At 62.0% G+C, this 24,498-nt stretch carries 19 protein-coding genes and 1 pseudogene; 11 read left to right on the top strand and 9 right to left on the bottom strand.

Annotation, left to right across the window (positions count from 1 at the left end; genetic code table 11):
* Positions 1–367 precede the first annotated feature (367 nt).
* Positions 368–643 (top strand): DUF1153 domain-containing protein, encoded by a 276-nt coding sequence (locus WDN46_01730; protein ID MEJ0092186.1) that lies wholly within the window; start codon positions 368–370, stop codon positions 641–643.
* Positions 644–694: 51 nt separating this feature from the next.
* Here the strand turns inward: WDN46_01730 and WDN46_01725 are convergent.
* The 3 genes and pseudogenes from WDN46_01725 to recF all read right to left on the bottom strand — a co-directional run bounded on the left by WDN46_01725 (position 695) and on the right by recF (position 3,802).
* Positions 695–1,400 (bottom strand): annotated as a pseudogene (locus tag WDN46_01725) (septation protein A).
* Positions 1,401–1,416: 16 nt separating this feature from the next.
* Positions 1,417–2,505 (bottom strand): signal recognition particle-docking protein FtsY, encoded by a 1,089-nt coding sequence (gene ftsY / locus WDN46_01720; GenBank protein MEJ0092185.1) that lies wholly within the window; start codon positions 2,503–2,505, stop codon positions 1,417–1,419.
* A 118-nt stretch (positions 2,506–2,623) separates the two neighbouring features.
* Positions 2,624–3,802 (bottom strand): DNA replication/repair protein RecF, encoded by a 1,179-nt coding sequence (gene recF, locus WDN46_01715; protein MEJ0092184.1) that lies wholly within the window; start codon positions 3,800–3,802, stop codon positions 2,624–2,626.
* Between the two features lie 73 nt (positions 3,803–3,875).
* Between recF and WDN46_01710 the strand changes: the two genes are divergently transcribed.
* The 3 genes from WDN46_01710 to WDN46_01700 all read left to right on the top strand — a co-directional run bounded on the left by WDN46_01710 (position 3,876) and on the right by WDN46_01700 (position 5,047).
* Complete coding sequence (locus WDN46_01710; protein ID MEJ0092183.1) at positions 3,876–4,151, top strand: DUF5808 domain-containing protein; 276 nt, start codon at positions 3,876–3,878, stop codon at positions 4,149–4,151.
* Positions 4,152–4,205: 54 nt separating this feature from the next.
* Positions 4,206–4,667, top strand: coding sequence for a GNAT family N-acetyltransferase (locus WDN46_01705; GenBank protein ID MEJ0092182.1), 462 nt, complete (start codon positions 4,206–4,208; stop codon positions 4,665–4,667).
* A 92-nt stretch (positions 4,668–4,759) separates the two neighbouring features.
* Entirely contained in the window at positions 4,760–5,047 is a 288-nt protein-coding gene (locus WDN46_01700; protein ID MEJ0092181.1) for a hypothetical protein, read from the top strand.
* A 69-nt stretch (positions 5,048–5,116) separates the two neighbouring features.
* Here the strand turns inward: WDN46_01700 and WDN46_01695 are convergent, their stop codons facing one another.
* Together WDN46_01695 and WDN46_01690 are read right to left on the bottom strand one after the other, a co-directional pair.
* Complete coding sequence (locus WDN46_01695) at positions 5,117–6,937, bottom strand: ABC transporter transmembrane domain-containing protein (GenBank protein MEJ0092180.1); 1,821 nt, start codon at positions 6,935–6,937, stop codon at positions 5,117–5,119.
* 58 nt (positions 6,938–6,995) lie between these two features.
* The gene (locus WDN46_01690; protein ID MEJ0092179.1) at positions 6,996–8,297 is read right to left on the bottom strand and encodes an aminotransferase class I/II-fold pyridoxal phosphate-dependent enzyme; all 1,302 of its coding nucleotides are present in this window, start codon (positions 8,295–8,297) and stop codon (positions 6,996–6,998) included.
* 199 nt (positions 8,298–8,496) lie between these two features.
* Between WDN46_01690 and hpnA the strand changes: the two genes are divergently transcribed.
* The 6 genes from hpnA to WDN46_01660 are packed head-to-tail and all read left to right on the top strand — an operon-like array spanning position 8,497 to position 15,246.
* The gene (hpnA, locus tag WDN46_01685) at positions 8,497–9,495 is read left to right on the top strand and encodes a hopanoid-associated sugar epimerase (protein ID MEJ0092178.1); all 999 of its coding nucleotides are present in this window, start codon (positions 8,497–8,499) and stop codon (positions 9,493–9,495) included.
* Entirely contained in the window at positions 9,492–10,370 is an 879-nt protein-coding gene (hpnC, locus tag WDN46_01680; GenBank protein ID MEJ0092177.1) for a squalene synthase HpnC, read from the top strand. The genes hpnA and hpnC overlap by 4 nt, the downstream gene beginning before the upstream one ends.
* Complete coding sequence (gene hpnD / locus WDN46_01675) at positions 10,367–11,212, top strand: presqualene diphosphate synthase HpnD (protein MEJ0092176.1); 846 nt, start codon at positions 10,367–10,369, stop codon at positions 11,210–11,212. Before hpnC ends, hpnD begins: the two co-directional genes overlap by 4 nt.
* Positions 11,212–12,459, top strand: a complete 1,248-nt coding sequence (gene hpnE, locus WDN46_01670; protein ID MEJ0092175.1) for a hydroxysqualene dehydroxylase HpnE — start codon at positions 11,212–11,214, stop codon at positions 12,457–12,459. Before hpnD ends, hpnE begins: the two co-directional genes overlap by 1 nt.
* Before the next feature lie 25 nt (positions 12,460–12,484).
* Positions 12,485–14,506: a squalene--hopene cyclase gene (gene shc, locus WDN46_01665; GenBank protein MEJ0092174.1), complete on the top strand. Its 2,022-nt coding sequence runs from the start codon at positions 12,485–12,487 to the stop codon at positions 14,504–14,506.
* Positions 14,507–14,535: 29 nt separating this feature from the next.
* The gene (locus WDN46_01660; protein MEJ0092173.1) at positions 14,536–15,246 is read left to right on the top strand and encodes a phosphorylase; all 711 of its coding nucleotides are present in this window, start codon (positions 14,536–14,538) and stop codon (positions 15,244–15,246) included.
* On the opposite strand, the gene hpnH is transcribed toward WDN46_01660, so the two are convergent.
* Both hpnH and ispH read right to left on the bottom strand, forming a co-directional pair.
* Positions 15,136–16,284, bottom strand: a complete 1,149-nt coding sequence (gene hpnH, locus WDN46_01655; GenBank protein MEJ0092172.1) for an adenosyl-hopene transferase HpnH — start codon at positions 16,282–16,284, stop codon at positions 15,136–15,138. The genes WDN46_01660 and hpnH overlap by 111 nt on opposite strands.
* Before the next feature lie 175 nt (positions 16,285–16,459).
* Positions 16,460–17,383 carry a 4-hydroxy-3-methylbut-2-enyl diphosphate reductase gene (gene ispH, locus WDN46_01650; protein MEJ0092171.1) on the bottom strand — a complete coding sequence of 308 codons (924 nt, stop codon included), beginning with the start codon at positions 17,381–17,383 and terminating at the stop codon, positions 16,460–16,462.
* A 239-nt stretch (positions 17,384–17,622) separates the two neighbouring features.
* Between ispH and WDN46_01645 the strand changes: the two genes are divergently transcribed.
* Complete coding sequence (locus WDN46_01645) at positions 17,623–20,289, top strand: MMPL family transporter (GenBank protein ID MEJ0092170.1); 2,667 nt, start codon at positions 17,623–17,625, stop codon at positions 20,287–20,289.
* 94 nt (positions 20,290–20,383) lie between these two features.
* Here the strand turns inward: WDN46_01645 and WDN46_01640 are convergent, their stop codons facing one another.
* Both WDN46_01640 and WDN46_01635 read right to left on the bottom strand, forming a co-directional pair.
* Entirely contained in the window at positions 20,384–20,953 is a 570-nt protein-coding gene (locus WDN46_01640) for a hypothetical protein (protein MEJ0092169.1), read from the bottom strand.
* A 31-nt stretch (positions 20,954–20,984) separates the two neighbouring features.
* Positions 20,985–24,476, bottom strand: a complete 3,492-nt coding sequence (locus WDN46_01635) for a helicase-related protein (GenBank protein ID MEJ0092168.1) — start codon at positions 24,474–24,476, stop codon at positions 20,985–20,987.
* Between the last annotated feature and the right edge of the window lie 22 nt (positions 24,477–24,498).

The raw sequence follows: 24,498 nt of genomic DNA, 5'->3' as shown, positions 1-24,498 counted from the left end.
ATCCGGGCTAACGCGCCTGGTCCGCCGCCCACGCCCAAGCTTCGGCGCGAACAGTTTTCGCATCGGGCCCGGCTATCGATCGGTCCATCCTCATATATCGTCTTGACGCCTTCATGCAATCTTTGCGGCCGCAATATCTCATCGGCGGGACGATTGCTGCAAGCGCGGCGCTAACCCTCTTCCTTAACGCCTCGTCACGGACCGTCTCATCCTGATACGGCAAGAGCATGATTTTCAAGGTTTTCAGCAATAGAATCGGTTCAGGCATGAAGATTTGTTAACAAAGGCGCGGTTCGGGCTTAGGTAAATCTTAAAACACGCCGTCTATGTTTGTCGGCATCAAGATCAGTCTGCGTGAGTTTTAATTATGGCCGAAATGAATCGTCATCGTGCGAAATACGTCATTGGCCCGGACGGGAGCCCTCTGACGGTCGCCGATTTGCCGCCGCCTACAACGAAACGCTGGGTCATCCGGCGCAAGGCGGAGGTCGTCGCCGCCGTCCGCGGCGGACTCCTTTCGCTGGAGGAAGCATGCAGCCGTTATACTTTGACGGTTGATGAATTCTTGTCCTGGCAAATGTCGATCGATCAGCATGGTCTTGCCGGACTGCGCACGACCCGAATTCAACAATACCGGCTTTGATTTTTGTTTGTTTTTATGGGCCTCACGGCAAGATCGCAGCTTGAGGCGCAATCAATAATGCTCCGGCGCTTTTTCCGCTGCTTCTTCGTCCAGTTTATGGCGCATGATGAACGGAAGCTGCGCCAGAGTGAACAGAAGAATAAGAATAAACAGCCCCGGAAATTTGAAAGCGACCCAAACATCATTTGATTGCGTGCGCCAGACGATTTCGTTCAACGCCGCCAGCACAAAGAAAAAACCGGCCCAGCGAAGGGTCAGCAGGCGCCAGCCGCGTTCGGTCAGCGCCATGGCGTTGTCGAAAAGAATCGGGAGCACGGGTCTATTGACGGCGAGACCGCCAATCAGCGCCAAGCCGAAGCAAATATAGAGAACGGTCGGCTTCATCTTGATGAAGGTCGCATCATGCAGGTAAAGCGTGAGCGCGCCAAACCCAACCGCCAAAATCGCGGTGATCAGCGGCACAACCGGAATGCGGCGGGTCAACGCAAACGAGACGATCAACGCGACGACGACCGCCGCCATCAAAACCACAGTCGCCGTGAAGAGGCCGGCATTGTCGCCCGTCAGGATCGATTCGGGCAGAAACGGTGCGACCAGAGGTTCGAACAGTTTTGGCCGCGCATTGGCGAAGAAAAACAGCGCCAGCGGACCGATTTCGACGGCGAGCTTGAGCCAGGGGGGCGGAGCGTTGCTTTTCTTCGCCGCGGCGTCGGGGACAGTGTTCAAGGTTCCGCTCATCCTCAAAAGGCCTCTCTATGGCTTGATCTTAGCATTTATCTCTCGGTTTCCATCCCGGCGATCGCTCTGGCGAAATCCCTTGCGCCAAAAGCTTCGAGATCATCCGCGCCTTCGCCGACGCCGATATAATGGATCGGCAGCCGAAACTTATCCGCGATGGCGACGAGAATGCCTCCGCGCGCGGTTCCGTCGAGCTTGGTCATGACAAGCCCGGTGACGCCCGCGACGCGGCCAAATATCTCCACCTGACTCATGGCGTTCTGGCCGACGGTCGCATCAAGAACGAGGAGCACGGCGTGCGGGGCCTCGGGATCGACTTTCCTCATGACGCGGATGATTTTTTCGAGTTCGGCCATCAGTTCGGCGCGGTTCTGCAGGCGTCCGGCAGTATCCATGAGGAGAACGTCGGTGTTTTGCGCCTGCGCCGCTCGGATCGCGTCGAAGGCCAGCGCCGAAGCATCGGAGCCTTGCTCGCGCGCGAGAACTTCACAGCCGAGCCGGGCCCCCCAGATGCGCAATTGCTCGATCGCGGCGGCGCGAAACGTATCGCCGGCGGCGAGCATGACGCGCCGCCCTTCGCTCGAGAACTGCGCCGCGAGCTTCCCGATGGTTGTGGTCTTGCCCGAGCCGTTCACGCCGACCACTAGAATGATATAGGGCTTTTTGGCGGGATCGATCTCCAGCGGCCGAGCGTAGGGAGAGAGAGCGCGCTCCACCTCGGCGGCGAGGATCTCCTTCACCTCTTCGACTTCTATCGTCTTGTCATAGCGGCCTTTGCCCACAATTTCGGCGATGCGGGCGGCGGTCGCGACGCCGAGATCGGCGCGGATCAACACGTCTTCCAGATCATCGAGCATGGCGCCATCGAGCCGGCGCTTGGTGAAGATGGCGACAAGGCCCGATCCAATCGAATTGGAAGATCGCGCCAGGCCGTTGCGCAATTTCGCCCACCAACTGCCTTTTTGCGGCGGTTCGGCCACAGCCCCCTCAGCGCCGGCCGCCTCTGCCGCTGCTGGCTCTAAAACCTCCGGCTGCGGCGGCGCTTCCTTGCGGCCGAAGACGCGACCGAAGAAGCCGGGCTTAGGCTTGGCCAAGGCATCCCCGGCGTCATCGTCTTTGGCCATAGAATCTCGCTCGCAAAATCAAGTCCCGCAATTGTTCGGGACCGGGACGGTCGTTCTTTCCTAGCACCTATATAGGTTGCGAGCCGGGTCGTGAGCAATTTTGCGCGGGCGCTCATGCTCAGCCTAAGGCTGCGATCGCGCCCGGCGTCACTTTCAGCATTTGCGCTCGCGACTCAAGACCGGCGAAGGTCGCGGGATCAGCGCCCGTCAGCCAGATCTGCCCGTCGAGAAGACTGAGCAGATCGTAAAGCGCTCCGCGCCGCTTTGGGTCGAAATGGGCGGCAATCTCATCGAGCAGAACCAGCGGCGCTATTCCGCTCATTGCTTTGACAAGCCGCGCTTGCGCCAGAACCAGGCCAACGAGGAGCGCCTTCTGTTCCCCGGTCGACGCCTGCGCCGCCTCCGCCTGTTTTGGGCCGTGCCGCACGCGAAGATCGCTCCCTTGGGGGCCGATCAGCGTGCGCCCGGCGGCGGCGTCTCTTGTTCGGTTATCGCGCAGGATGCCGCGATAAATATCTTCGGCCTCGAGCGCGGGCCGCGCCGCGATCAGATTCTCGAGATCGCCTTGTAAATTCAGTTCGGCCCAGGGAAACAGGGAGTCGCTTTTTCCGCGCGTGTCCATAATGAGAGCCGAGAGTTTCGAGACGGTCTCGAAGCGGGCCGCGGCGACGGCGACGGCCAGTTCGGCGACTTCTCGCTCGATGGCGTCGAGCCAGATCGGGTCGCTCTGGCGGGAGCCGTCTTCAAGCAGGCGGTTGCGGCTGCGCAGCGCCCGCTCCAGCGCATTGACCCTGCCGCCGTGATCGGCGTCGATTGACAGCACCAGCCGGTCGAGGAACCGCCGTCGCTCGCCCGCAGGCCCGGTGAAAAGTCCATCCATCGCGGGGGTCAGCCAGACCACGCGAACATGCCCGCAAAACGCGCGAATGGAGGCGGCGGGTTCGCGGTCGATCCTATATTTGCGCAAGGCGGGCGCGGCGTTTTGGGGCTCAACGCCGGTTCCGAGCTGGACGCGGCCGGATGGCGTCTCCAGCTCGACGGAAACCGCGAAACCGCCGCCGCCCGCTTGCCGGGCGCAATCGCCAAGGTCGGCGCGACGCAGGCCACGCCCGGGCGTTAGCAGCGACAACGCTTCGAGCACATTGGTTTTGCCGGCTCCATTGTCGCCAGTGAGGACGATAATGGCGGCTGAAATGGAGAGGTCGAGCGCCGCATAAGAGCGGAAATCGGCCAGCGTGAGACGCCGCGCCAAGGTGCTGGCGGCGTGCTGGTCTGCGATGGGATAAATCGACTCCATGGAATGCTGCATAGACATTTGGGGCGAACTTTGAAAATTCTAAGGGTAGCCGCTGCCGGAAAATGGCGAACCGGTGGCCGCAGCGCCATTGCAATTGATATTCAATGCCCCAAAAATTTCTGACGCGCTGAAATTAAGCGAGGACGTTGCCATGAGCGAAGATAGCAATGAGTTTAATAGGCGGGCGCAGAAGACCTGGTTCGGAGCGCCGGTCAATTGGGACTGGAAAAACTGGCGCAAACAGATGTGGGATGATGAGGACGACCGGCTGATCGCGCCAAAGCGCGTGGGCATCGGCTGGGCGATCAATTTTCATGCGGCGCTGAAGCGGAGCGGCATTTTAAAATAGACGCGCCAAGGTTAAGCGAGTCACATCCCGACACGCCTATGGTATCTATAGATCATGCCAAGAACCGTTAAATTCCGCGCCCGTGCGCATGAGGATATGTCTGATCTCGCCGATCTCTGGGTCGCCAGTTGGCGCGAGGCGATGCCTGACATCGATTTTTCAGAGCGACGGAGCTGGCTCTGCGAACATTTGCGCGTGCTGGAGGCGGCTGGAGCCGCAACCATCTGCGCCTTTGACGGCGAGGGGCGCCTCACCGGCTTTATAACGGTCGATCCGGAGAGGGGCTATATCGATCAGCTCGCCGTTGCGCCACGGGCGAAAGGAGCCGGCGCCGCGGCGCTTCTCCTTGGCGAGGCGCGGCGGCTGTCGCCTGTTGGGCTGGTTCTCGACGTCAATCAGGATAATTTGCGCGCCCTCCGCTTTTATGAGCGCGAAGGCTTTGAAAAACTCGAGGCCGGGGTCAATCCACAATCGGGCCTGAAGACCTGGCGCCTGCGTTTTTCGAAAAATACTTGAGAAAATTGTTCTTTTGAGCCATGAGATCGGCGTTCCGCGCTAGGGGCGGCCTATTGGCCTTGCCGCGCTGGGCTCAAGAGGACTCGTCGTCTATGCTTCAACAATTCGTTACAGTACAGGCCTCGGGAGGAAAGCCGCTGAAGCGGATTTTGATGACGACCTCCGACAAGGGCGTTCACGTCGCCGATCCAGGTCTCCTCGCCGCGATCAAATCCGGAATTTTCGCGCCCATCGCGGTGCGGCCGGAGCATGTATTTAATTTTGACGAGCCGATCTTTGACGATCTCGTCTCGCAATGGCGTTCGACAAAAAGGACCAGCGCCACGACCTGGGCCAAGTTGGGCCAGTTTCAGCCGATGGACGACGATCAGATCGACTGACTTACGAATCTCGACATTCAAGCGAACCGATCATTTGCCGATTGCTCGCTTAAGGTCGGAATCTTCGCGCTACTCGGCCGCCTGATCGGCCTTAAGCGCGGCGGCGCCGGTTTCAAATTGCAGCTTGGCGAGGCGGGCGTAGAGGCCGTCTTTTGCGACAAGGCTGGCGTGCGAGCCTTCCTCGATGACGCGACCCTTATCCAAGACCAGAATGCGGTTTGCGTTGAGGACGGTGGCGAGCCGATGCGCGATGACCAAAGTCGTGCGTTCCGACATGACTTTTTCGAGCGCGGTCTGAACCAGAACCTCGTTTTCGGAGTCGAGCGCCGAGGTCGCCTCATCGAGGAGCAGAACGGGCGCATCCTGCAAAATCGCGCGGGCAATGGCGATCCGCTGGCGTTGGCCGCCGGATAGAGTAACGCCGCGTTCGCCAGCGCGGGTCGCATAGCCTTGCGGCAAGGCGCGGATGAAATCATCGGCCGCCGCGCGCTCCGCCGCATGACGCACCTCGGCGTCGCTGGCGTCCGGCTTGCCGTAGCGGATGTTATCGGCGATCGAAATGCCAAAAATCACCGGGTCCTGAGGCACATTTTTGATGCGGCGCCGCAGTTCGGCCGGATCAGCGGTCTTGATGTCGATCCCATCGAGCAAAATCCGGCCCGAGCTCGGGTCATAAAAGCGCTGAAGCAGCTGGAACATAGTTGATTTTCCAGCGCCCGAGGGTCCGACGATCGCGACGGTCTCTCCCGGAGCGATCTCGAAGGACAAATTATGCAGGGCGGCGGCGTCTGGCCGCGTCGGATAGGCGAAATTGACGCTGTCGAAGCAGATTTTGCCGCGGGTCGGCGAGGGCAACGCCACCGCCGGGACCGGCGCTTTGATGCTTGGCTGCACGCTAAGAATTTCGGCGATGCGCCCGGCTGCCCCGGCTGCGGACGATATTTCGCTCCAAACCTGGCTCAATTCGCTCAGCGAGCTTGCGGCCAAAACGGCGTAAAGCAGGAATTGCGACAGCTGGCCGCCGGTGATGCGGCCGGAGAGCACATCATGCGCGCCGAACCACAACACGCCGACAATGCTGGCGAAGACTAGGAAAATCACGATGACGGTGAGACGCGCGCGGGCCAGCGCGGCTCTGCGGGCCGCGTCATAGGCCGACTCGGCCGCGTCGGCGAAGCGCTGGCCGGTCGCGGGCTCCGCGCCATAGGCTTGCATCACCCGCACGGCGGAGAGATTTTCGGCGGCGTAGGCGCTGGCTTCCGCTAGAGTATCTTGCGCCGCGCGCGAGCGTTTGCGCACGAGCCTCCCGGAGGCGACCAGCGGCAGCACGATGATCGGAATGGCGATAAGCACCGTCGCCGAGAGTTTTGGGCTCGTGTAGATCATCAGCCCGATCGCGCCGACGAACAGAAAGAAGTTGCGCAATGCGAGCGCCGCCGTAGCGCCGAAAGCGGATTTCATTTGCGTCGTGTCGGCGGTGAGCCTTGACAGCAATTCGCCGACGCGGGCTGTGTCGAAGAAAGCGGCGTCGAGACGGCAGAGGTGTTTGAAAACGTCCGAGCGGAGATCTGCGACGAATCGCTCGCCCAAGGTCGTCACGAAGTAGAACCGCGCGCCGGACGCGACGGCAAGAATGGCGGCGACGCCGACGAGGCCGAAGAAATAAGTGTTGATGAGGCCGGCGCTCTCCTGCGTGAAGCCGAAATCGATCATTCGCCGGATCGCCAGCGGCACGGCCAAAGTCGCCGCAGCCGCCGCTATCACTGCAAGCAGGGCTCCGACGATGCGCGACCGATAGCGCAGCACATAAGGAAGAAGCGGCAACAAGGCGCGAGGCGATGCCTTTTTTTGCGGCTTATCTGCGAGGTCGACAGCGGCGGATTCTGTCATGATGCGACGATTCCAAGATCTCGGTTTGCAGGCGGCGGCGCGCTTCGGATCGCGTTCATCATGCTCCAATGGCCAATTTCGCGTGCTGGGCGACATGCATTTCGATTGCCGCCAGCAAGATGCACAGCGCTATGCCTTCCGAGGCCGCGCGAACGTCTTCGAGGGAGGGGAAGGTTGGCGCGAGCCGCAGGTTGCTATCTTGCGGATCTTGGCTATGGGGCCAAGTGGCGCCAGCCGGCGTCAGGGCGAGCCCGGCATTTTTGGCGAGTTCGACGACGCGCTTGGCTGTGCCCGGCGTCGCCTCGACGCTAACGAAATAGCCGCCTTCGGGCGAGCTCCAGCGCGCGACGCCGGCATCAGCCAGATGGCGCTCCAGCGCTTCGACGACGGCGGCAAATTTCGGGGCCAGCAAGGCGCGATGGCCGTTCATATGGTGGTGAAGGCCGGCTTCGTCGCGCAAAAAGCGGACATGGCGCAGCTGATTCAGTTTGTCGGGGCCGATCGAGCGTTTCCCGGCTCTGGCGAGATACCAACGCACATTGGCGGCGGATGAGGCGAACAAGGCCAATCCCGCCCCGGCGAGGGTGATTTTCGAGGTCGAGGCGAACAGGAGGACGCGGTCCGGGTTGCCGGCGCGGTCGCATTCGTCGAAAATATTCGCGATGGCGTTGCGGCGCTCGGTCAGATGATGGACGCTATAGGCATCGTCCCAGAATAGCCGAAAATCCGGCGCGCGCGTCCGCATCGCGGCGAGCCTGCGGACAGTCTCGTCAGAATATATCTCGCCGGTCGGATTGGAATATTTCGGCACGCACCACACACCCTTTACGGAAGGATCAGCGACGAGCGCCTCGACGGCGTCCATGTCCGGTCCGCGCCCTGTCATTGCGACGGGCAGCATCTTGATGTTGAATTCCTCGAGGATGGCGAAATGCCGGTCATAGCCGGGCGAAGGGCAGATGAAGGCGACCTGCTCCTCTTTCGACCAGGGGCGCTTCGAGCCTGGAACGCCTTTCAAAAGGGCATAAACGACGCAGTCATGCATCAAGGCGAGGCTGGAATTGTCGCCGACGACGATCTGCTCGGGCGGCGCGCCGAGAATTGGCGAAAACAGCGCGCGCGCCTCGGCAAGGCCTTGCAAATTGCCGTAGTTGCGGCCGTCTTCGCCCGCAGCGCTGAAATAATCGCCATTCCCGGGCAGGGCGAGCATGCCGTTTGCAAGATCGAGCTGATCGGCCGCAGGCTTGCCGCGCGTCATATCCAGCTTGAAGCCCCGCCCGCGAAATGCATCATACTTGGCTTGGACCTCGCGCCGCCGCGATTCGAGTTCGGCTCCGGAAAGCTCGGCGATCAGACTCATAAAAACTCTCTTGTTGAATTTCTGCCTATTTGGATTTGAGCGCGTTCATACCTCTCAGCGGGCGTCCGCGCCAGAGCGCGATCGCCGCAGCATCACAACTGAGTGCTTAAGCCCCTGTTGCTGAGATGACGGCATAGGTGATATTGCCCCGAACTGGAGGCATGACGCGATTTGCGATTGCGACGGAGGGCGAGACGGCGTGGCGGGTGACAAGGTGCTAGTCACAGGAGCCTCGGGCTTCGTCGGATCCGCCGTGACGCATGCCTTGGTGCGATCCGGCTATAGCGTGCGGACGCTGCTGCGGCCGACGGCGCGCCGAATCAATCTGGCTGATCTCGACGTTGAAGTGGTCGAAGGCGATATGTGCGAGCCCGAATCCGTCGCCGTCGCCATGGCGGGGGTGCGTTTTCTGTTCCATGTCGCCGCCGATTATCGGCTCTGGGCGCGCTATCCCCAAGAGATTCTACGAAATAATCGCGAGGGAACGCGCATTCTCATGCAGGCGGCGCTGTCGAAAGGCGTGGAGCGCATTGTTTATACGAGCAGCGTTGCGACCATCGCCTGCCCCTCCGGCGTCGTCCCCGCCGATGAGACGATGCGTCTTCCCGAGTCGCGCGCGATCGGCGCTTATAAGCACAGTAAGATTGTCGCCGAGCAGATTGTGGTCGATATGATTGCGCGCGATCGTTTGCCCGCCGTGATCGTGCATCCTTCGACGCCAATCGGGCCGCGCGACGTCAAGCCGACGCCGACGGGGCGCATCATCGTCGAAGCGGCGCTCGGCCGCATTCCCGGCTATGTCGACACGGGCCTCAATCTTGTGCATGTCGACGATGTGGCTGGCGGGCACCTCGCGGCGCTGCGCAAAGGCAAGCTTGGCGAGCATTATATTTTGGGCGGACAGGATGTGTCGCTCGCCGGCATGTTGGGGGATATAGCGGAACTTTGCGGCCGCAAGCCGCCGAGGATTCGCTTTCCGCGCCAGCTGCTTTATCCTTTCGCGCTCGCGGCGGAGGCTGCAGCCCATTTAACGCAGCGAGAGCCGTTTGTGACGGTGGACGGATTGCGGATGTCGAAACACCGGATGTTCTTTAGCTCGGCCAAAGCCGAACGTGAGCTTGGCTATGTGGCGCGACCCTATCGCGAGGCCCTTCAGGACGCTTTGGCGTGGTTCTCCAAGAACGGGCACCTGCAATGAGCGAGCTCGAGGTCGAACAGTCGAAGACCCATACGCAGGAAAATTTCCCCGTCGCATCCATGCTGATTGCGCCGCAATATCGGGCTGCGATTCTGGCCTATTATCGTTTCGTGCGCGGCGCTGACGATGTGGTCGATAATGGCGCGCTCACCTCCAGCCAAAAACTCGCCGGCCTCGATGCGTTCGAGGCGGCGCTGCTTGGACGCAGCGATGAGATCGCGGCGGCAAGGCCGCTTCGCGCCATTCTCGCCGAAAAAAACCTGTCCCCGCGCCATGCGCTCGATGTTTTGCGCGCATTCCGCAAGGATGCGGTCAAGAATCGCTATGCGAGCTGGGATGAGCTGATGGAGTATTGCGCCTATTCCGCAGCCCCGGTCGGGCGTTTCGTCCTCGACGTTCACGGCGAAAGCGAGGCGACTTGGCCGGCTTCCGATGCGCTTTGCTCCGCGCTCCAGGTCATCAATCATCTGCAGGATTGCGCCGCGGATTACCGCAACCTCGATCGCGTCTATATTCCGCAGGACGCCCTCGACGCCCAAGGCATCGGCGTCGAAGCGCTGACCGCGAAAAAAGCATCGCCCGAGTTGCGGGCTTGCATCAACGGCCTCGTGGCGAAAACCGACGCCCTGATCGATGTCGGGGTTGGTTTGCCGGGGGGCGTTCGCGATTTCCGGCTCCGCCTCGAGACGGCGGTGATTGCAAGGCTGGCGCGCCGTCTCAACCAGCTTCTCGGCCAGCGCGATCCGCTGAGCGAAAAGGTTCATCTCGGCAAGCCCGCATTCATCGGCTGGACGTGCGTCGGCGTCTTATCCGGCCTTGCGACTGTCGCGCGCCGAAAAGCTCCGGCGGCTATCAAGCAGGCGGGCGGCGCATGACGAGCGGCGCTGTGCAAGCTGGCTGCGCCGCCGCCGCCGCGCATTCGCGGGGCAGCTCTTTTTACGCCGCGATGCGCATTCTTCCGCGCCCGCGCCGCGAGGGGATGTTTGAAATTTATTCGTTTTGCCGCGCCGTCGACGATATCGCGGACGACGGCGGCCCCCTTGCGCCCCGCAAGGCGGCGCTGGCGCAATGGCGCCGGGACATCGACGCTCTCTACGCCGGGTCGCCGCCGCCGCATCTGCCCGCGGGCCTCGTCGCCGCGGTCGCCGCATTCGACCTGCAACGCGAGGATTTTCTCGCCGTCATCGACGGCATGGAGATGGATGTCGACGCCGACATAAGGGCGCCCGATCTCGCGACGCTCGATCTCTATTGCGACCGCGTGGCGAGTGCGGTCGGGCGCCTTTCCGTGCGGGTATTTGGCGTTCCGAGAAAGGAGGGCGAGGCGCTCGCGCACCATCTCGGCCGCGCCTTCCAGCTCACCAATATCTTGCGCGATCTCGACGAGGATGCCGCGATCGGGCGGCTTTATCTGCCGCGCGAAGCCCTCATTGGCGCGGGAATCCACGAGACCTCGCCGCAAGCGGCATTGGCGCATCCGGCTCTGGCAGAGGCCTGCGCTCCGGTCATCGCGCGTGCGGAAAACCATTTTCGCGAGGCGCGGGCGATCATGGCGCGGTGTTCGCGTCAAAGCGTGCGCGCGCCGATCATCATGACCGAGGCGTATCAGCCAATACTCGCCCGCTTGCGCGAACGCGGCTTTGCGCCGCCGCGCGTACGGATTCGCACGCCAAAACATCGCATCCTGCTGGCGGTGTTGCGCTACGGTCTGATGTAATGACCAAGCCCGTCGTGCATGTCATCGGGGCCGGGCTTGCCGGTCTCGCCGCCGCGGCGCGCTTGGCCGACGGCTCGCGCACGATCGTGGTCTATGAGGCCGCGCGTCAGGCCGGGGGACGCTGTCGCTCCTATTTCGACGCGACGCTCGGCATGGTCATTGACAATGGCAATCATTTGCTGTTGTCGGGAAATCGCGAGGCGCTGGAATTTTTGCGCATGACCGGAGGCGCACGCGCTCTTGCCAGCGCCGCGGAGGCCGATTTCGCGTTCGTCGATCTCGCCGCCAAGAAAAACTGGCGCGTGCGTCCGAACGCCGGCCCGCTGCCCTGGTGGATCTTCGCAAGGGACCGCCGCGTCCCCGACACGGGCTGGTGGGATTATCTCGCGCTGTTTGGACTTCTTTTGCCGGGGCCGGATAAGCGGATCGATACGGCGATGGCGTGCAAGGGCGCGCTTTACGAGCGGCTTTGGCGCCCGTTTCTGCTCGCTGCTCTGAACACCGAACCGGGCGAGGGCTCCTCTCATCTTGCCGCCGCCGTCGTCCACGAAACTCTGGCGCGGGGCGGAGACGCTTGCCGTCCGATCATTGCGCACGGCCTCTCGGCGGCCTTCATTGAACCCGCCATCGCCTATCTTTCAATGCGCGGCGCGGATGTGCGGCTCGACCACCGGTTGCGGAAAATCGAATTCGTCGGGGAGCGCGCCGCAGCGCTCGATTTCGGCGACGCGAGCGCGCAACTCGGCCCCGCCGATCAGGTCATTCTCGCGGTTCCGCCACAAATCGCGCAGGACCTCGTCCCGGACCTCGAGGCGCCGCAAAACTTTCGCGCGATCGTCAACGCCCATTTCAAGATCGCGCCGCCAAGGGACTTACCTCCCATTCTTGGCGTCGTGAACGGCACAATCGAATGGGTGTTCGCGTTTCAGGATCGCCTCTCGGTGACGATCAGCGGGGCCGATCGTCTCCTCGATATCGCGCGGGAAGAGCTTGCCATGCGAATCTGGGCGGAAGTTGCAGAAGCGACACATATTGATAAGCCGCTTCCCCCGTGGCAAATCATCAAGGAGAAGCGGGCTACTTTCGCTGCGACGCCGGAAGAAAACAGGCGTCGTCCGAAGGCTCGAACAAACATGGCTAATCTGACGCTGGCCGGCGATTGGACGGCGACGGGACTCCCCGCGACGATTGAGGGCGCTATACGGTCGGGCAATCGCGCGGCGGAAGTCGTCGCGCAATTGCTGTGACGTGTGTTTTGAATGGGAAAAGGCGGTGGAGGTGACGGACACATTTGATTCGGATGCCGCGGTAAAGCAATCCGCGCCCGAAATCCGGCTCAGCGAAATCGAGGCTGCGATCGGGCAATCGACGCAGGCGCTTCTCGCAGTCCAACGGCCAGATGGTCACTTCGTTTTCGAACTCGAAGCGGATGTCTCGATTCCGGCGGAATATATTCTGTTCCGGCATTTCCTGGGCGATCCGGCCGACGCGGAGCTGGAAGCCAAGATCGGCAATTATCTCCGGCGTCATCAGGCCGACCACGACGGCTGGCCGCTGTTCACCGATGGCGCTTTCAATATCAGCAGCAGCGTCAAGGCCTATTTCGCGCTGAAGGTAATAGGCGATTCGCCCGATGCGGCCCATATGAAGCGGGCGCGGACCGCGATTCTCGCGCATGGCGGCGCGGCTTCGACCAACGTCTTCACGCGTTCGCTGCTGGCGCTCTATGGCGAGGTCCCTTGGCGCGGCGTGCCCGTCATGCCCGTGGAGATCATGCATCTGCCGCGGTGGTTTCCGTTCCATTTGAACAAAGTGTCCTATTGGAGCCGCACCGTGATGGCGCCTCTAGCGGTCGTGAACGCTTTGAAGCCGAAGGCGCGCAACCCGCGCAATGTCACGATCAAAGAACTTTTCACGCAGCCCGCGGATACGGTCCGCAAGTGGCCCGGCGCGGCCCATCAGACGTTCCCCTGGACAACGATTTTTGGCGCCATCGATCACGTCCTGCATTGGACGGAGCCTTATTTTCCCAAGCGCTTGCATCACAGCGCAATCGAGAAGGCGGTCGCTTTCGTGACCGAACGATTGAACGGCGAAGACGGACTCGGCGCGATCTATCCGGCGATGGCCTATGCGGCGATAATGTTCGACGCGCTGGGCGTTCCAAAATCAGACCCGAGAATGGTAGAGATGCGGGCCGCGATCGACAAGCTTCTCGTTATCGGGGAGGAAGAAGCCTATTGTCAGCCATGCGTCTCGCCGGTTTGGGATACGGCGCTGGCCAGCCATGCGCTGATGGAGAGCGCGGGCCCCCACGCCGGTGCGCTCAGCGCGAACGTGCGAGCGGCCGTAGACTGGCTGACGCCGCTGCAGGTGACGGATTTTGCCGGCGATTGGGCGGTGGAGCGGCCGAATGTCCGTCCCGGCGGATGGGCTTTTCAATATGCCAACCCGCATTATCCCGATCTCGACGATACCGCCGTGGTCGCTCTGGCGATGGACCGCGTGGCGAATGGCTGGCCGCCGCAGGCTTCCGAGGCCAAAGGCGCATCCTACGCCGAGGCGATCTCCCGGGCCCGTGAGTGGATCCTCGGCATGCAAAGCGCCAATGGCGGCTTTGGTGCCTTCGACGCCGACAATGACAGGGAATATTTGAACGCCATTCCTTTTGCGGATCATGGCGCGCTTCTCGATCCGCCGACAGCCGATGTGACGGCGCGCTGCGTCTCCATGCTGGGCCAGCTCGGCGAGAGGGACAAGACGAGCCCCGCAGTTGCGCGCGCGCTCGATTATTTGGTCCGCGTGCAGGAGAAGGACGGCAGCTGGTTTGGCCGCTGGGGCATGAATTACATTTATGGGACTTGGTCGGTCCTCTGCGCCCTCAATGCGGTCGAATTCGACAGGCGCAGCGAATCCGTGCAAAAGGCTGTAACGTGGTTGAAACGCATCCAGAATCCGGACGGCGGCTGGGGCGAGGGCGGCGAGAGCTACGCGTTGGATTATAAGGGGTATCGCCCGGCGACGAGCACATCGTCGCAAACGGCATGGGCCTCGCTGGGGCTCATGGCGGCAGGGGAAGTCGATTCACCCGAGGCGGCGGCGGGGTTGCGCTATCTGGCGGACACACAAGGGGGTGATGGACTGTGGAAAGAAGAGCGTTTCACCGCGACCGGCTTTCCGCGGGTCTTTTATCTGCGCTACCACGGCTACTCAAGGTTCTTCCCGCTCTGGGCGCTGGCTCGCTACCGCAATCTGAAAAAAGGCAATCATCTTTCCGCGCCGGTCGGAATGTAGCCGGTTTTCCCCCGGGCGGTCCTCTCGTCATCGCCGTCACCGGGTTGCAAGCGGAGGCTAAGCTCGCCGCGGGGCCGCAAGTCCTTGTTTTGGCGGGGGGGGGAGACGGCGCTCGGCTGAAGCGCGACCTTGAAGCCGCCGCCTCGGGCGCCTGCGCGATCATCAGCTTTGGCGTCGCTGGCGGCCTCGCGCCTGGCCTTGCTCCCGGAGCGACGCTCGTCGCGCGCGTGATCGTCGACGAAGAGGGCGAGCGACTCCACAGCGATCGAAGCTGGTCGCGCACGCTTGCCTCAGCCTTGGGCGCTCCCCTCGTCGACCTCGTCGGGGTCGATGCGCCGGTGGTCGACCCGGCGGCCAAGCGCGCCTTGCATGCCCGCACTGGCGCGCATGCGGTGGATATGGAATCGCATATAGCGGCCCGCGTCGCCGCTGCGCTGAGCCTTCCCTTCGCAGCGGTGCGTGTGGTGGCGGACCCCGCGGAGCGGCAATTGCCGCATGCGGCGCTGGTGGCCATGGGTCCCGATGGAGCCATAGCGTTCGGAGCATTGACGCGCTCGCTTTTACGCAATCCGCGCCAGATCCCCGATCTTGTCAGGACCGCCCGCGATGCGCGGGCGGCCTTCGCGGCCTTATTCCGCGGCCGACAGTTGCTTGCCGGAATCCTTGGATTTACGGATTTCGGAGAGTTTGTGCTCGACCGTCCGGCTGAAGACGAAATCGGCGGGCCTCTGCCGGTCTAGCGGAATATCCGGCGACATTGGCCCCTGGGTGCGAATGCCCCCGATCGCGACTTTGAGCGCCTGCAGCGGATGAGCGAAGGCTTCTTCGACGGCGGTCGCCTCGAAGCCGCAATGAACCATGCAGTCGGCGCATTTTTCGTAATTGCCAGTGCCGTAGCGGTCCCAGTCGGTCTCCTCCATCAACTCCTTGAAGGTTCCGACATAGCCCTCGCCAAGAAGGTAGCAGGGCCGTTGCCAGCCAAACACCGTCCGCGTCGGGTTGCCCCAAGGCGTGCAATGATAGGTCCGGTTGCCGGCGAGGAAATCGAGAAACAGGGTAGATTGGAAGAAAGGCCACGCCTTTCCGCCTTTTCCGCGCGAGAAAATATCTCGGAACAGGGTCTTGGTCTTCTCGCGATTGAGGAAGTGCTGTTGATCCGGCGCGCGTTCATAGGCGTAGCCCGGCGAAACGGTGATCCCCTCGATGCCGAGCGCCGCCATCGAATCAAAAAAGGCCGCGACTCGCTCCGGTTCAGCGTTATTGAACAGGGTGCAATTGATGGTGACGCGAAAGCCCTTTTCTTTCGCCAGCTTCAGCGCTTGCAACGCGCGATCGTAGACGCCTGTCTGACAAACCGACTTGTCGTGCATCTCCTCGTCGCCGTCGAGGTGAACCGACCAGTTGAAATAGCGGTTCGGCTTATAGCGATGAAGATTCTTTTCCAGCAGCAAGGCATTGGTGCAGACGGTCACGAATTTCCGCCGGGCGATGGCCCCGGCGACAATTTCCGGAAGACCCTTGTGCAGCAAAGGCTCGCCGCCGGCGATGACGACGACCGGCGCGCCGCATTCATCGATGGCGCCGAGGCAATCCGCGACCGGCAGGCGCTGGTTGAGGATTTCGTCTGGATAATCGATCTTGCCGCAGCCGGCGCAGGCCAGATTACAACGAAACAATGGCTCGAGCATGAGTACGAGCGGAAAGCGCTTGCGGCCGCTCAAACGTTGCCGAACGACGTAGCCGCCGATCTGCGCCATTTGGAGAAAAGGTATTCCCAATGCCTGCTCCTCGAAGTTCTTACCAGCCAATCAACTTCGCCCGGTAATTATCCCCGCTTGATGCGGGAGGGTATAATATCTAGGTTCTTGCGCCTTATCTCATCAGAGAGAGATTGCAAGTTTCTGCGAGCGCGTCTTCGCTCGCAGACGTCTATGAACAAGCCGCAAGAGAGCCCTACGACACCAGCTCCGCGGGCAGCTTGAACTCAATATTCTCCTCGATCCCAGGCAATGTCGAGACCTCGACCGGGCCAAGGCCGCGCAAGGCGTCGATCACATCCTCGACCAGAACTTCCGGGGCCGAGGCGCCGGCGGTAAGGCCAACGACTTGCACATTGCGCAGAAACTCCAAGTCGAGTTCGGTTCTGTCGGCAATGAGGAAGGTTGGGGTTTTGGCTTCGGTCCCGATTTCGCGCAATCGATTCGAGTTTGAGCTGTTTTTCGCGCCGACCACGAGAATGACATCGACGAGCGCGCTTAGTTCGCGCACGGCGCTTTGTCGATTTTGCGTCGCGTAACAAATATCCGTGGTTTCCGGGCCGACAATATTCGTAAATCGCCGCTTTAGAGCGTTGATGACGGATTTTGTATCGTCAACGCTGAGCGTCGTCTGTGAGACATAGGCAAGCGGCGCATTGGCGTCGAGAGCGAGCTTTTCGACGTCAGCTTCCGACTGAACCAGATAAACCGGTCCAGGGATGCGCCCCATCGTGCCCTCGACTTCCGGATGGCCCGCGTGACCAATCAGAACGACGGAGCGGCCCTGCCGCACATAACGCTCGCCTTGGTTGTGGACCTTGGCGACAAGGGGGCATGTCGCGTCGAGGATTGGCAATCCGAGTTCCGCGGCTTCCTCCTCGACGGCGCGAGCAACGCCGTGCGCCGAGAAAATTGTGCGAGCGCCGCGAGGCACCTCAGCCAGGCTCTCCACGAAAAGCGCGCCCTTTGCCTTAAGGCTCTCGACGACATACCCGTTATGGACAATCTCATGCCGAACGTAGATTGGCGCGCCATATTTGGCGAGCGCCTGCTCCACGATTTCGATGGCGCGAACGACGCCTGCGCAAAAACCGCGAGGCTGAGCCAAGATTACTTTCATGAAATTTGCCTAGCGTCGAACCGAATGTAGCCTTACAAGCAGGCGACGCCTACTTTTAAACTCCCTGTCCAGCTTGTAACTATGACAAACTCATTGTCAAACAACTCTCGCGTCAAAACTTCGAACCTTGTTGATGAAGAGGGGGTTCCCCTCGCCCTCCCCGCCGTTGGCGTTTCGTCTTGTTGGGCCGCTTGCTGGTTATCCAGGAACAGCCCTGATCTGATTGGCGACAGCACCACATGATCACACGTCCACACAACACAGACCAAGCGCCTTTATCCGATGGGACGGCGGCAGACCCCATAGCAAGGGCGGTCGCCGCCATCGTGGATCTATGCAGGCGCTTCAAGTGGGGTGTGCTGGCGCTGGCGATAGTGGTCACGATCGTCTCCGGCCATTACGCGGCGACGCATTTTGACATCAATACAAACACCAATGACTTCATTTCCGCCAAGCTGCCGTGGCGGCAGAATCTGATCGCCATGGACAAAGCGTTTCCGCAGCGGGCCGATCAGATCGTCGTCGTCATCGATGGCCCAACGCCCGAGCTTGCGGAAGCTGCGACCCAGAGCCTGACCGATCGGCTGAAGACTCGCCCTGATCTTTTCCAATCGGTTCTGCGGCCGGATGGCGGACCTTATTTCAACAAGAACGGGCTGCTGTTCCTGCCAACTTCAGAGGTCCAGCGCACCGTGCAAGGGTTGTTTCAGGCGCAGCCGTTCCTTTCCGTGCTGGCGTCCGATCCGAGCTTGCGGGGGTTGATGGACGCGTTTTCCTTCATCACCAAGGGCGTCAGAACGAAAGCTGGAACGCTCGACGATTTCGATCGTCCCGTCGCGGCCCTCGGCGGCGCCTTTGATTCGCTACTGGCAGGCCGGCCGACATTCTTTTCCTGGCGCGGCTTGTTGACGGGCGAGCCGCCGGACCCCCGCGAATTGCGCCGCTTCATCCAGGTGAAGCCTGTGCTTGACTACGCCGCGCTGAAACCCGGCGAAGCGCCCAGCAACTTCATCCGGGAGAGCTGGAAAAATCTTGGCTTTGCGTCCGAGCCGGGGCTGCGGCTGCGGCTGACCGGCCCGGTGCCGCTCGCCGACGAGGAATTCGCCACCGTCGAGGATGGCGCCGGCGTCAATGGCGCGGTGACCGCCTTGATCGTTCTTTTCATTATTTGGCGCGCGTTGAAATCGCCCAGCATCGTTCTCGCGGTCGCCCTCAGCGTCGTCGTTGGGCTGACCGCAACCGCTGCGGTGGGGCTGTTGATGGTTGGCGCGCTCAATCTGATTTCGGTCGCCTTCGCGGTTCTGTTCGTCGGCATCGGCGTTGATTTCGGGATTCAGTTCAGCGTGCGTTATCGCGCCGAGCGCCACAAAGAACCGAATTTCGATGCGGCCCTCTCGAGCGCGGCGATAAAGGTTGGGCGTCCGCTGGCTCTTGCCGCGGCGGCGACGGCGGCCGGCTTCTACTCGTTTCTTCCGACAGATTATCGCGGCGTTTCCGAACTTGGCCTCATCGCCGGCACGGGCATGTTCATCGCATTTTTTGCGTCGATCACGGTTCTGCCGGCTCTTCTCGCCATACTGAAGCCCCCCGCCGAGGCTGAGCCTGTCGGCTACAAGTTCCTGGCCCCCGCCGATGAATTCATGGCGAGGCACAGATATGCGATCATCATCGGCACTTTGGCGGTGGCTTTGGCCGGAACGCCTTTGCTGACCCATCTCCATTTCGATTTTAATCCGATCAATTTACGCAGCGACAAGGTGGAATCGGTCGCGACTTTTCTCGATCTGGAGCGAGATCCTTCGACCGACACCAATACGATCGATGTTCTAGCGCCTTCGCTTGACGCCGCACAGAAGCTCGCAGCGCGGTTCGAGGCCTTGCCGGAAGTCGCCCGCACGGTGACCATTGAGAGTTTCGTGCCGCAGGATCAGGAAGAGAAACTTCCGATCATCAAGCAGGCCGCGGCGGTTTTCGATCCCATATTGGATCCGAGCCGCATACTGCCGCCGCCGACGGATGATGAGGACATCGAGGCGATGAATCGCGCCGCCGAGTCTTTCGCCGCTACAGCCGATGATCTCAAGGGAACCGGCGCCGACGACGCTCGCCGCCTCGCCGCATTGATGCGCAAAATGGCCGCTGCGCCGCCTCAGCAACGCGAGGCGGCCCGCGCGGCCTTGCTGCCGGGCCTCAAGACGATGCTCGAGCTTTTGCGCACGTCGCTCTCCGCGCAGAAGACGACGCTCGCCTCCATTCCACATGATTTGGCGCGCGATTGGGTCACGGACGACGGCCGCGCTCGCATAGCGGTCTCTCCCAAGGGCAATGCCAACGATAACGCCGTTCTCACGCGCTTCAGCAAAGCGGTTCAGGCGATCGCCCCGACGGCGACCGGCGAACCAATCGCCATTCAGGAATCCGGCGATACCGTCGTTCGCGCCTTCATTGAGGCGGGTATTTGGGCGCTTCTGTCGATCAGCATTCTCCTTTGGATCGTTTTGCGCCGATTCACCGATGTGCTTTTGACGCTTGTGCCGCTGCTGCTAGCCGGCGTCGTCACTCTCGAGATCACCGTTCTGATTGGCCTGCCGCTCAATTTTGCGAATATTATAGCGCTGCCTTTGCTGCTTGGCCTTGGCGTCGCCTTCAAAATCTACTTTGTGATGGCCTGGCGCGCGGGCACGACCAATCTCCTGCAATCGAGCCTCACGCGCGCGGTGTTTTTCAGCGCCCTGACGACAGCGACCGCTTTCGGTAGCCTTTGGCTGTCAAAACATCCGGGAACCTCCAGCATGGGCAAGCTGCTGGCTTTGTCGCTGGTCTGCACGCTGGCGGCGGCGATCTTGTTTCAGCCGGCGCTGATGGGGCCGCCCCGGAAGGTCAATCCGACCGGCGAAGGGGCTTAGCCGCCAATAAGCGGCTTAGCGGCCGGACCCGCAAAAGGACCCCGTGCGCCTCCGCGTGTATGGCCTCCGTCTCGCCAGTAAAGCGAGGCTGGCGTTACTGGATCACCCTAAATCTTGGCGCGTTCGGGCCTTCATTTGTCCCGCCGGTAGCTGCGCCCAAACTATTGGCGTCTCTGAGGCCGCCGCTTCCCGCGCCAATCGCCGAGTCGGAGATGCCGCCTACGTTTATCCCCGCGTTGGCTGTGTCTTTGACGCCGCCAGTGGACGCGCTAAACCCTTGTCCGAAACCGATAACGCCGCCCGTCTCGGAGCCAAGGCTGGTTCTATTGGCGATGCCGCCTGTCGGCGCGCCGATCCCGGTGCCGAGGACGCCGCCGGTCGCGTTACCCATTCCCAAGCCCAAGCCGCCGGTCCCGGCTCCGATGTGACCGGCGCCGCTGATCACTTCAGGGGAACGCGCGCGATTGGCGGGGGTCGCTGACGTAGTACCCGCGCCTCCGGCTCCAGCGCCGAAGCCAGTGCCCGCAATGCCGCCGCCTCTCGTGATAACCGGAGCGGCTTGTTGCGGTTGATTAGGGGCGGGAGGAGCAGTTTGCGCGCTGGCGAGAGCTGCGCTTCCAACAAAAATGGCGGCGGCGAGAGGCACGGTCAATCGGCTGCGCATTCTGGTTCTCCTCCGGGGCCAAAGCGATTCGTCAACTGTCCTGTTTATTTTGCTCTTCCATCCGCGCTTTTAGCACGAGCAGCTTCGCAAAAGGTGAATTGGGATCGGGCGGCCTCTCATTGGATCTTTTCTCGGCCGGGGTGAAGGAGGCGCCGCGTCCATGCCTACGCTCAGCCTCGCCGCCTCGATTGGGGGCGGACCCGTCGCGTCGATCGCGTTGCCCCTCAAAACCCGGGCGAGCTTGACCGCGCCCTGGCCGGCGTCCGTCCTTCTGGCGTCCGTTTTGGTGACCAGACGGATGGGTTTCGCCAACTTCGGACTGCGCGTCCTTGCCCTCGACGCGAGCCGGATTTTCGGCTCCGCGCCTATAGCCGCTCCGCTCTGGCCGCCGCCTTTCTGCTCCGGCGCCCGCAGGCGTCTCGGCCGGCGTCGTCTCTGGCGCAACGGCGCCGGAATCCGTGGCGGCTGAGACTGGCGTCCGCTCACGCCTTTTGGCTGCGCGCGGCTCTGGGCGGCGCGCATGATGGTGTTGCCGATGCGGTCGCCATACTTCGATGAGGATCGGCTCCGTGGGCGGCGCCGCCTCGACAGGCTCCGAGGGCTCGGCGCCAGCGGTTTGCTCGACCGGAGCGTCGCCGGTCGGCGCGCCAAGGTCTTGCAAAATGGCGGGCGAAAGATCCGGCGCGGAGTCAAGCGGGTGACCAGGAGCCGATTCGTTTGACTCGCCGGCGGTCTCAACTGGCTCCGGCGCGGAAGCCGCCGTCTCGATGAAGGTCGCGGCTTGCGGCGCTTCTTGGGCTTCCGCTCCAACGGTAACATTAGTCTCGGCGCGATCTTCGCTTGACGCGGATTCAGCCGACGCAGTTTCGCTGGCCTCCGCTGCGGCTTCGGATGCTTCCGCCGTCTGCATCAGGTGTTCTGTCGCCATCGGCTCCGGCGAGGCGGCGGCAACGGAAGACTCGTTGCTTTCCTGCCCAATCGGCGGCTCCGACGGGCGCGGCGTGAGAGGCTCGGTTGCGGCCTTCGGGAGCAATGGGACGGTGATCGGCGGTCCTTGACGCCGGTCGAGAACATAGCCGAGCGAACGGAGAATCGAGGCGAAACTTTCCCCGGAGCAGCCGGCGAGCGAAGTCATTGCGACTGTTACGACGAAACCATCGCCATCAGCGGTCCCGGCGGGCGGGTCGCCCGGGGTCGTCCCTGGGCGATAGGCGACAGCCGGCCGAATGAGATCGGCGAGACGCTCGAGAATATCGACGCGAACGGCGCGGTCGCCGCAGACGCGGAAACCAGCGGCGCGATAAAATCCTTTCTGGACGTCCTTATCGGCGACGAAAGATGTGCGGCCGGAGGCGGCGAGATGGGGAACATCGTCGAGTCCCTTGACCTCTTCAACGCCGCCGTTCTTCAGGGCCCAAAGCTGCGCCGCCAGAGCGCGTGGCGCAGGCTTCACCAGATTTGGCAGATAAAGGTGGTAGGCGCCGAAGCGAATGCCGAATTTTCGCAGCGCGGCGCGGGCCTCCTGCGGCAGGGATTTGACGTCCTCAGCGACGCGGGTGCGGTCGAGAACGCCCAGCGATTCGGCGACCTGGAAAGCGATGCCGCGCGCCAGCCCCTCGAGCCCTTCGCTCTGTTCGAGATCGGCGATCGGTCCAAGCAGCTTCTTGACGTGCTGGGCGAGCCAGAGATCGAGCCGCCGCTGCACCATCTCCAGCGCCGGTCCGGTCAACTGCTCGTCGGCGAGAACGAAGACTTTCGGCTCGAGCACATGCGTCCCGGCGACGATCTTGCCGACTGGCTCTCCGAGCCAGCGGATGATTCCGTCATTGGCGAGCACGAAAGCTTCGTCGACGGCTTCATGCACGCGCGCTGCGCGGCCATCGATTTCGCTCGCCAATGCTTTCTGCGCCGCGGCGTTAAGCGCTTTGGCGGCTTCTCCGACCGCATGCGGATCCGCTGTGAAGCGAAATCCATTGAGTAAGCCGACGTGCTGGCCTTCGACCATCACGTCGCCGCTTGTGGTGACTTCCGCTTCCAACATGGCATTCTCTCTCAAGCGGCGCATTAGCACGCTCGTCCTCCGGTCGACGAACCTTTGGGCGAGGCGTTCATGCAACGCGTCCGATAATGTGTCCTCTACCTGACGCGCGACGCCCTGCCAATGCTCTGGATCGCGCAACCAGTCGGATCGATTGGCGATAAACGTCCAGGTTCGCACCTGGGCGATCCGCGCGGATAGCGCGTCGAGGTCGCCGTCGACCCGATCGAGGGCCCCAATATGGCGGGCGAACCAATCGTCCGGAATATGCCCCGCCCGCACGACAAGCCCGTAAACCGACAAGACGAGTTCGGCATGCGCGCCTGGAGACAGCTTACGATAATCTGGAATTTGGCAACAGTCCCAAAGCCGCGCAATGTCGGCCCGCGTCTTCGCCTCGCGCATGACTTTTTCATCGCGGGCGGCAATCTCGAGCACCATTTGGTCTTCGGCCAGAGGGGCTCGCGTGAGGCCCGGCTCTTTTGGCAGCACATCGAGCGACCCGACCAGATCCCTAATCGATGAAAAATCTAGCTCACCGTTGCGCCATTGCAACATGCGCACATTGTCAAACTGGTGGTCTTCAAGCGCCTCGACCAGTTCGGGGTCGAAGGGCAGGCAGCGTCCCGTCGTGCCGAAAGTGCCATCGCGCAAATGGCGTCCGGCGCGTCCGGCGATTTGGCCGAATTCGGCCGGCGTCAGGCGGCGGTACTGCCAGCCGTCATATTTGCGGTCGGCGGCGAAAGCGATGTGATCGACGTCGAGATTGAGGCCCATCCCGATTGCATCGGTCGCGACGATGTAATCAACATCGCCGCTCTGGAACATCTCAACCTGCGCGTTCCGGGTGCGTGGCGAGAGCGCGCCAAGAACGACCGCCGCGCCGCCGCGCTGGCGTCTGATCCATTCGGCGATCGCATAAACGTCTTCGGCGGAGAAAGCGACGATGGCGCTGCGGCGCGGCAGCCGGGTCATTTTCTTGTCGCCGGCAAAACTCAGCTTGGAGAGGCGCGGGCGCGAGAAGATGCGAACGCCGGGCAGCAGGTCTTGCACCGCGCGCTGCATGGTGGCCGCGCCAATTAGCAGGGTTTCATCCCGGCCGCGTTGATTGAGCAGCCGGTCGGTGAAGACATGGCCGCGGTCGAGATCGGCGGCGAGCTGGATTTCATCCACGGCGACGAAAGCAAGATCGAGGTCGCGCGGCATCGCTTCCACAGTCGAGACCCAGTAGCGCGCCGCTTTCGGCTTGATTTTTTCCTCGCCGGTGATGAGAGCGACAGAGGCCGCGCCGACCTTTTCGACGACGCGATTATAGACCTCGCGCGCAAGCAGCCGCAGCGGCAGGCCGATCATCCCGCTCGAATGGGCGAGCATCCGCTCTATGGCGTGATGGGTCTTGCCCGTGTTGGTCGGGCCAAGAATGGCGCTAACGCCCTTGGCACGATCCAAAGGATGGAGGCTGGCGGCGGGGAACGTAAGGTTCATTGGTTAATTGTCGCGAGAGAAA

It is taken from the genome of Methylocella sp. (genome assembly GCA_037200525.1).
Classification (GTDB): domain Bacteria; phylum Pseudomonadota; class Alphaproteobacteria; order Rhizobiales; family Beijerinckiaceae; genus Methylocapsa.
The sequence above is the reverse complement of the archived record's forward strand: the minus strand, read 5'-3'. Positions and strand labels throughout refer to the sequence as shown.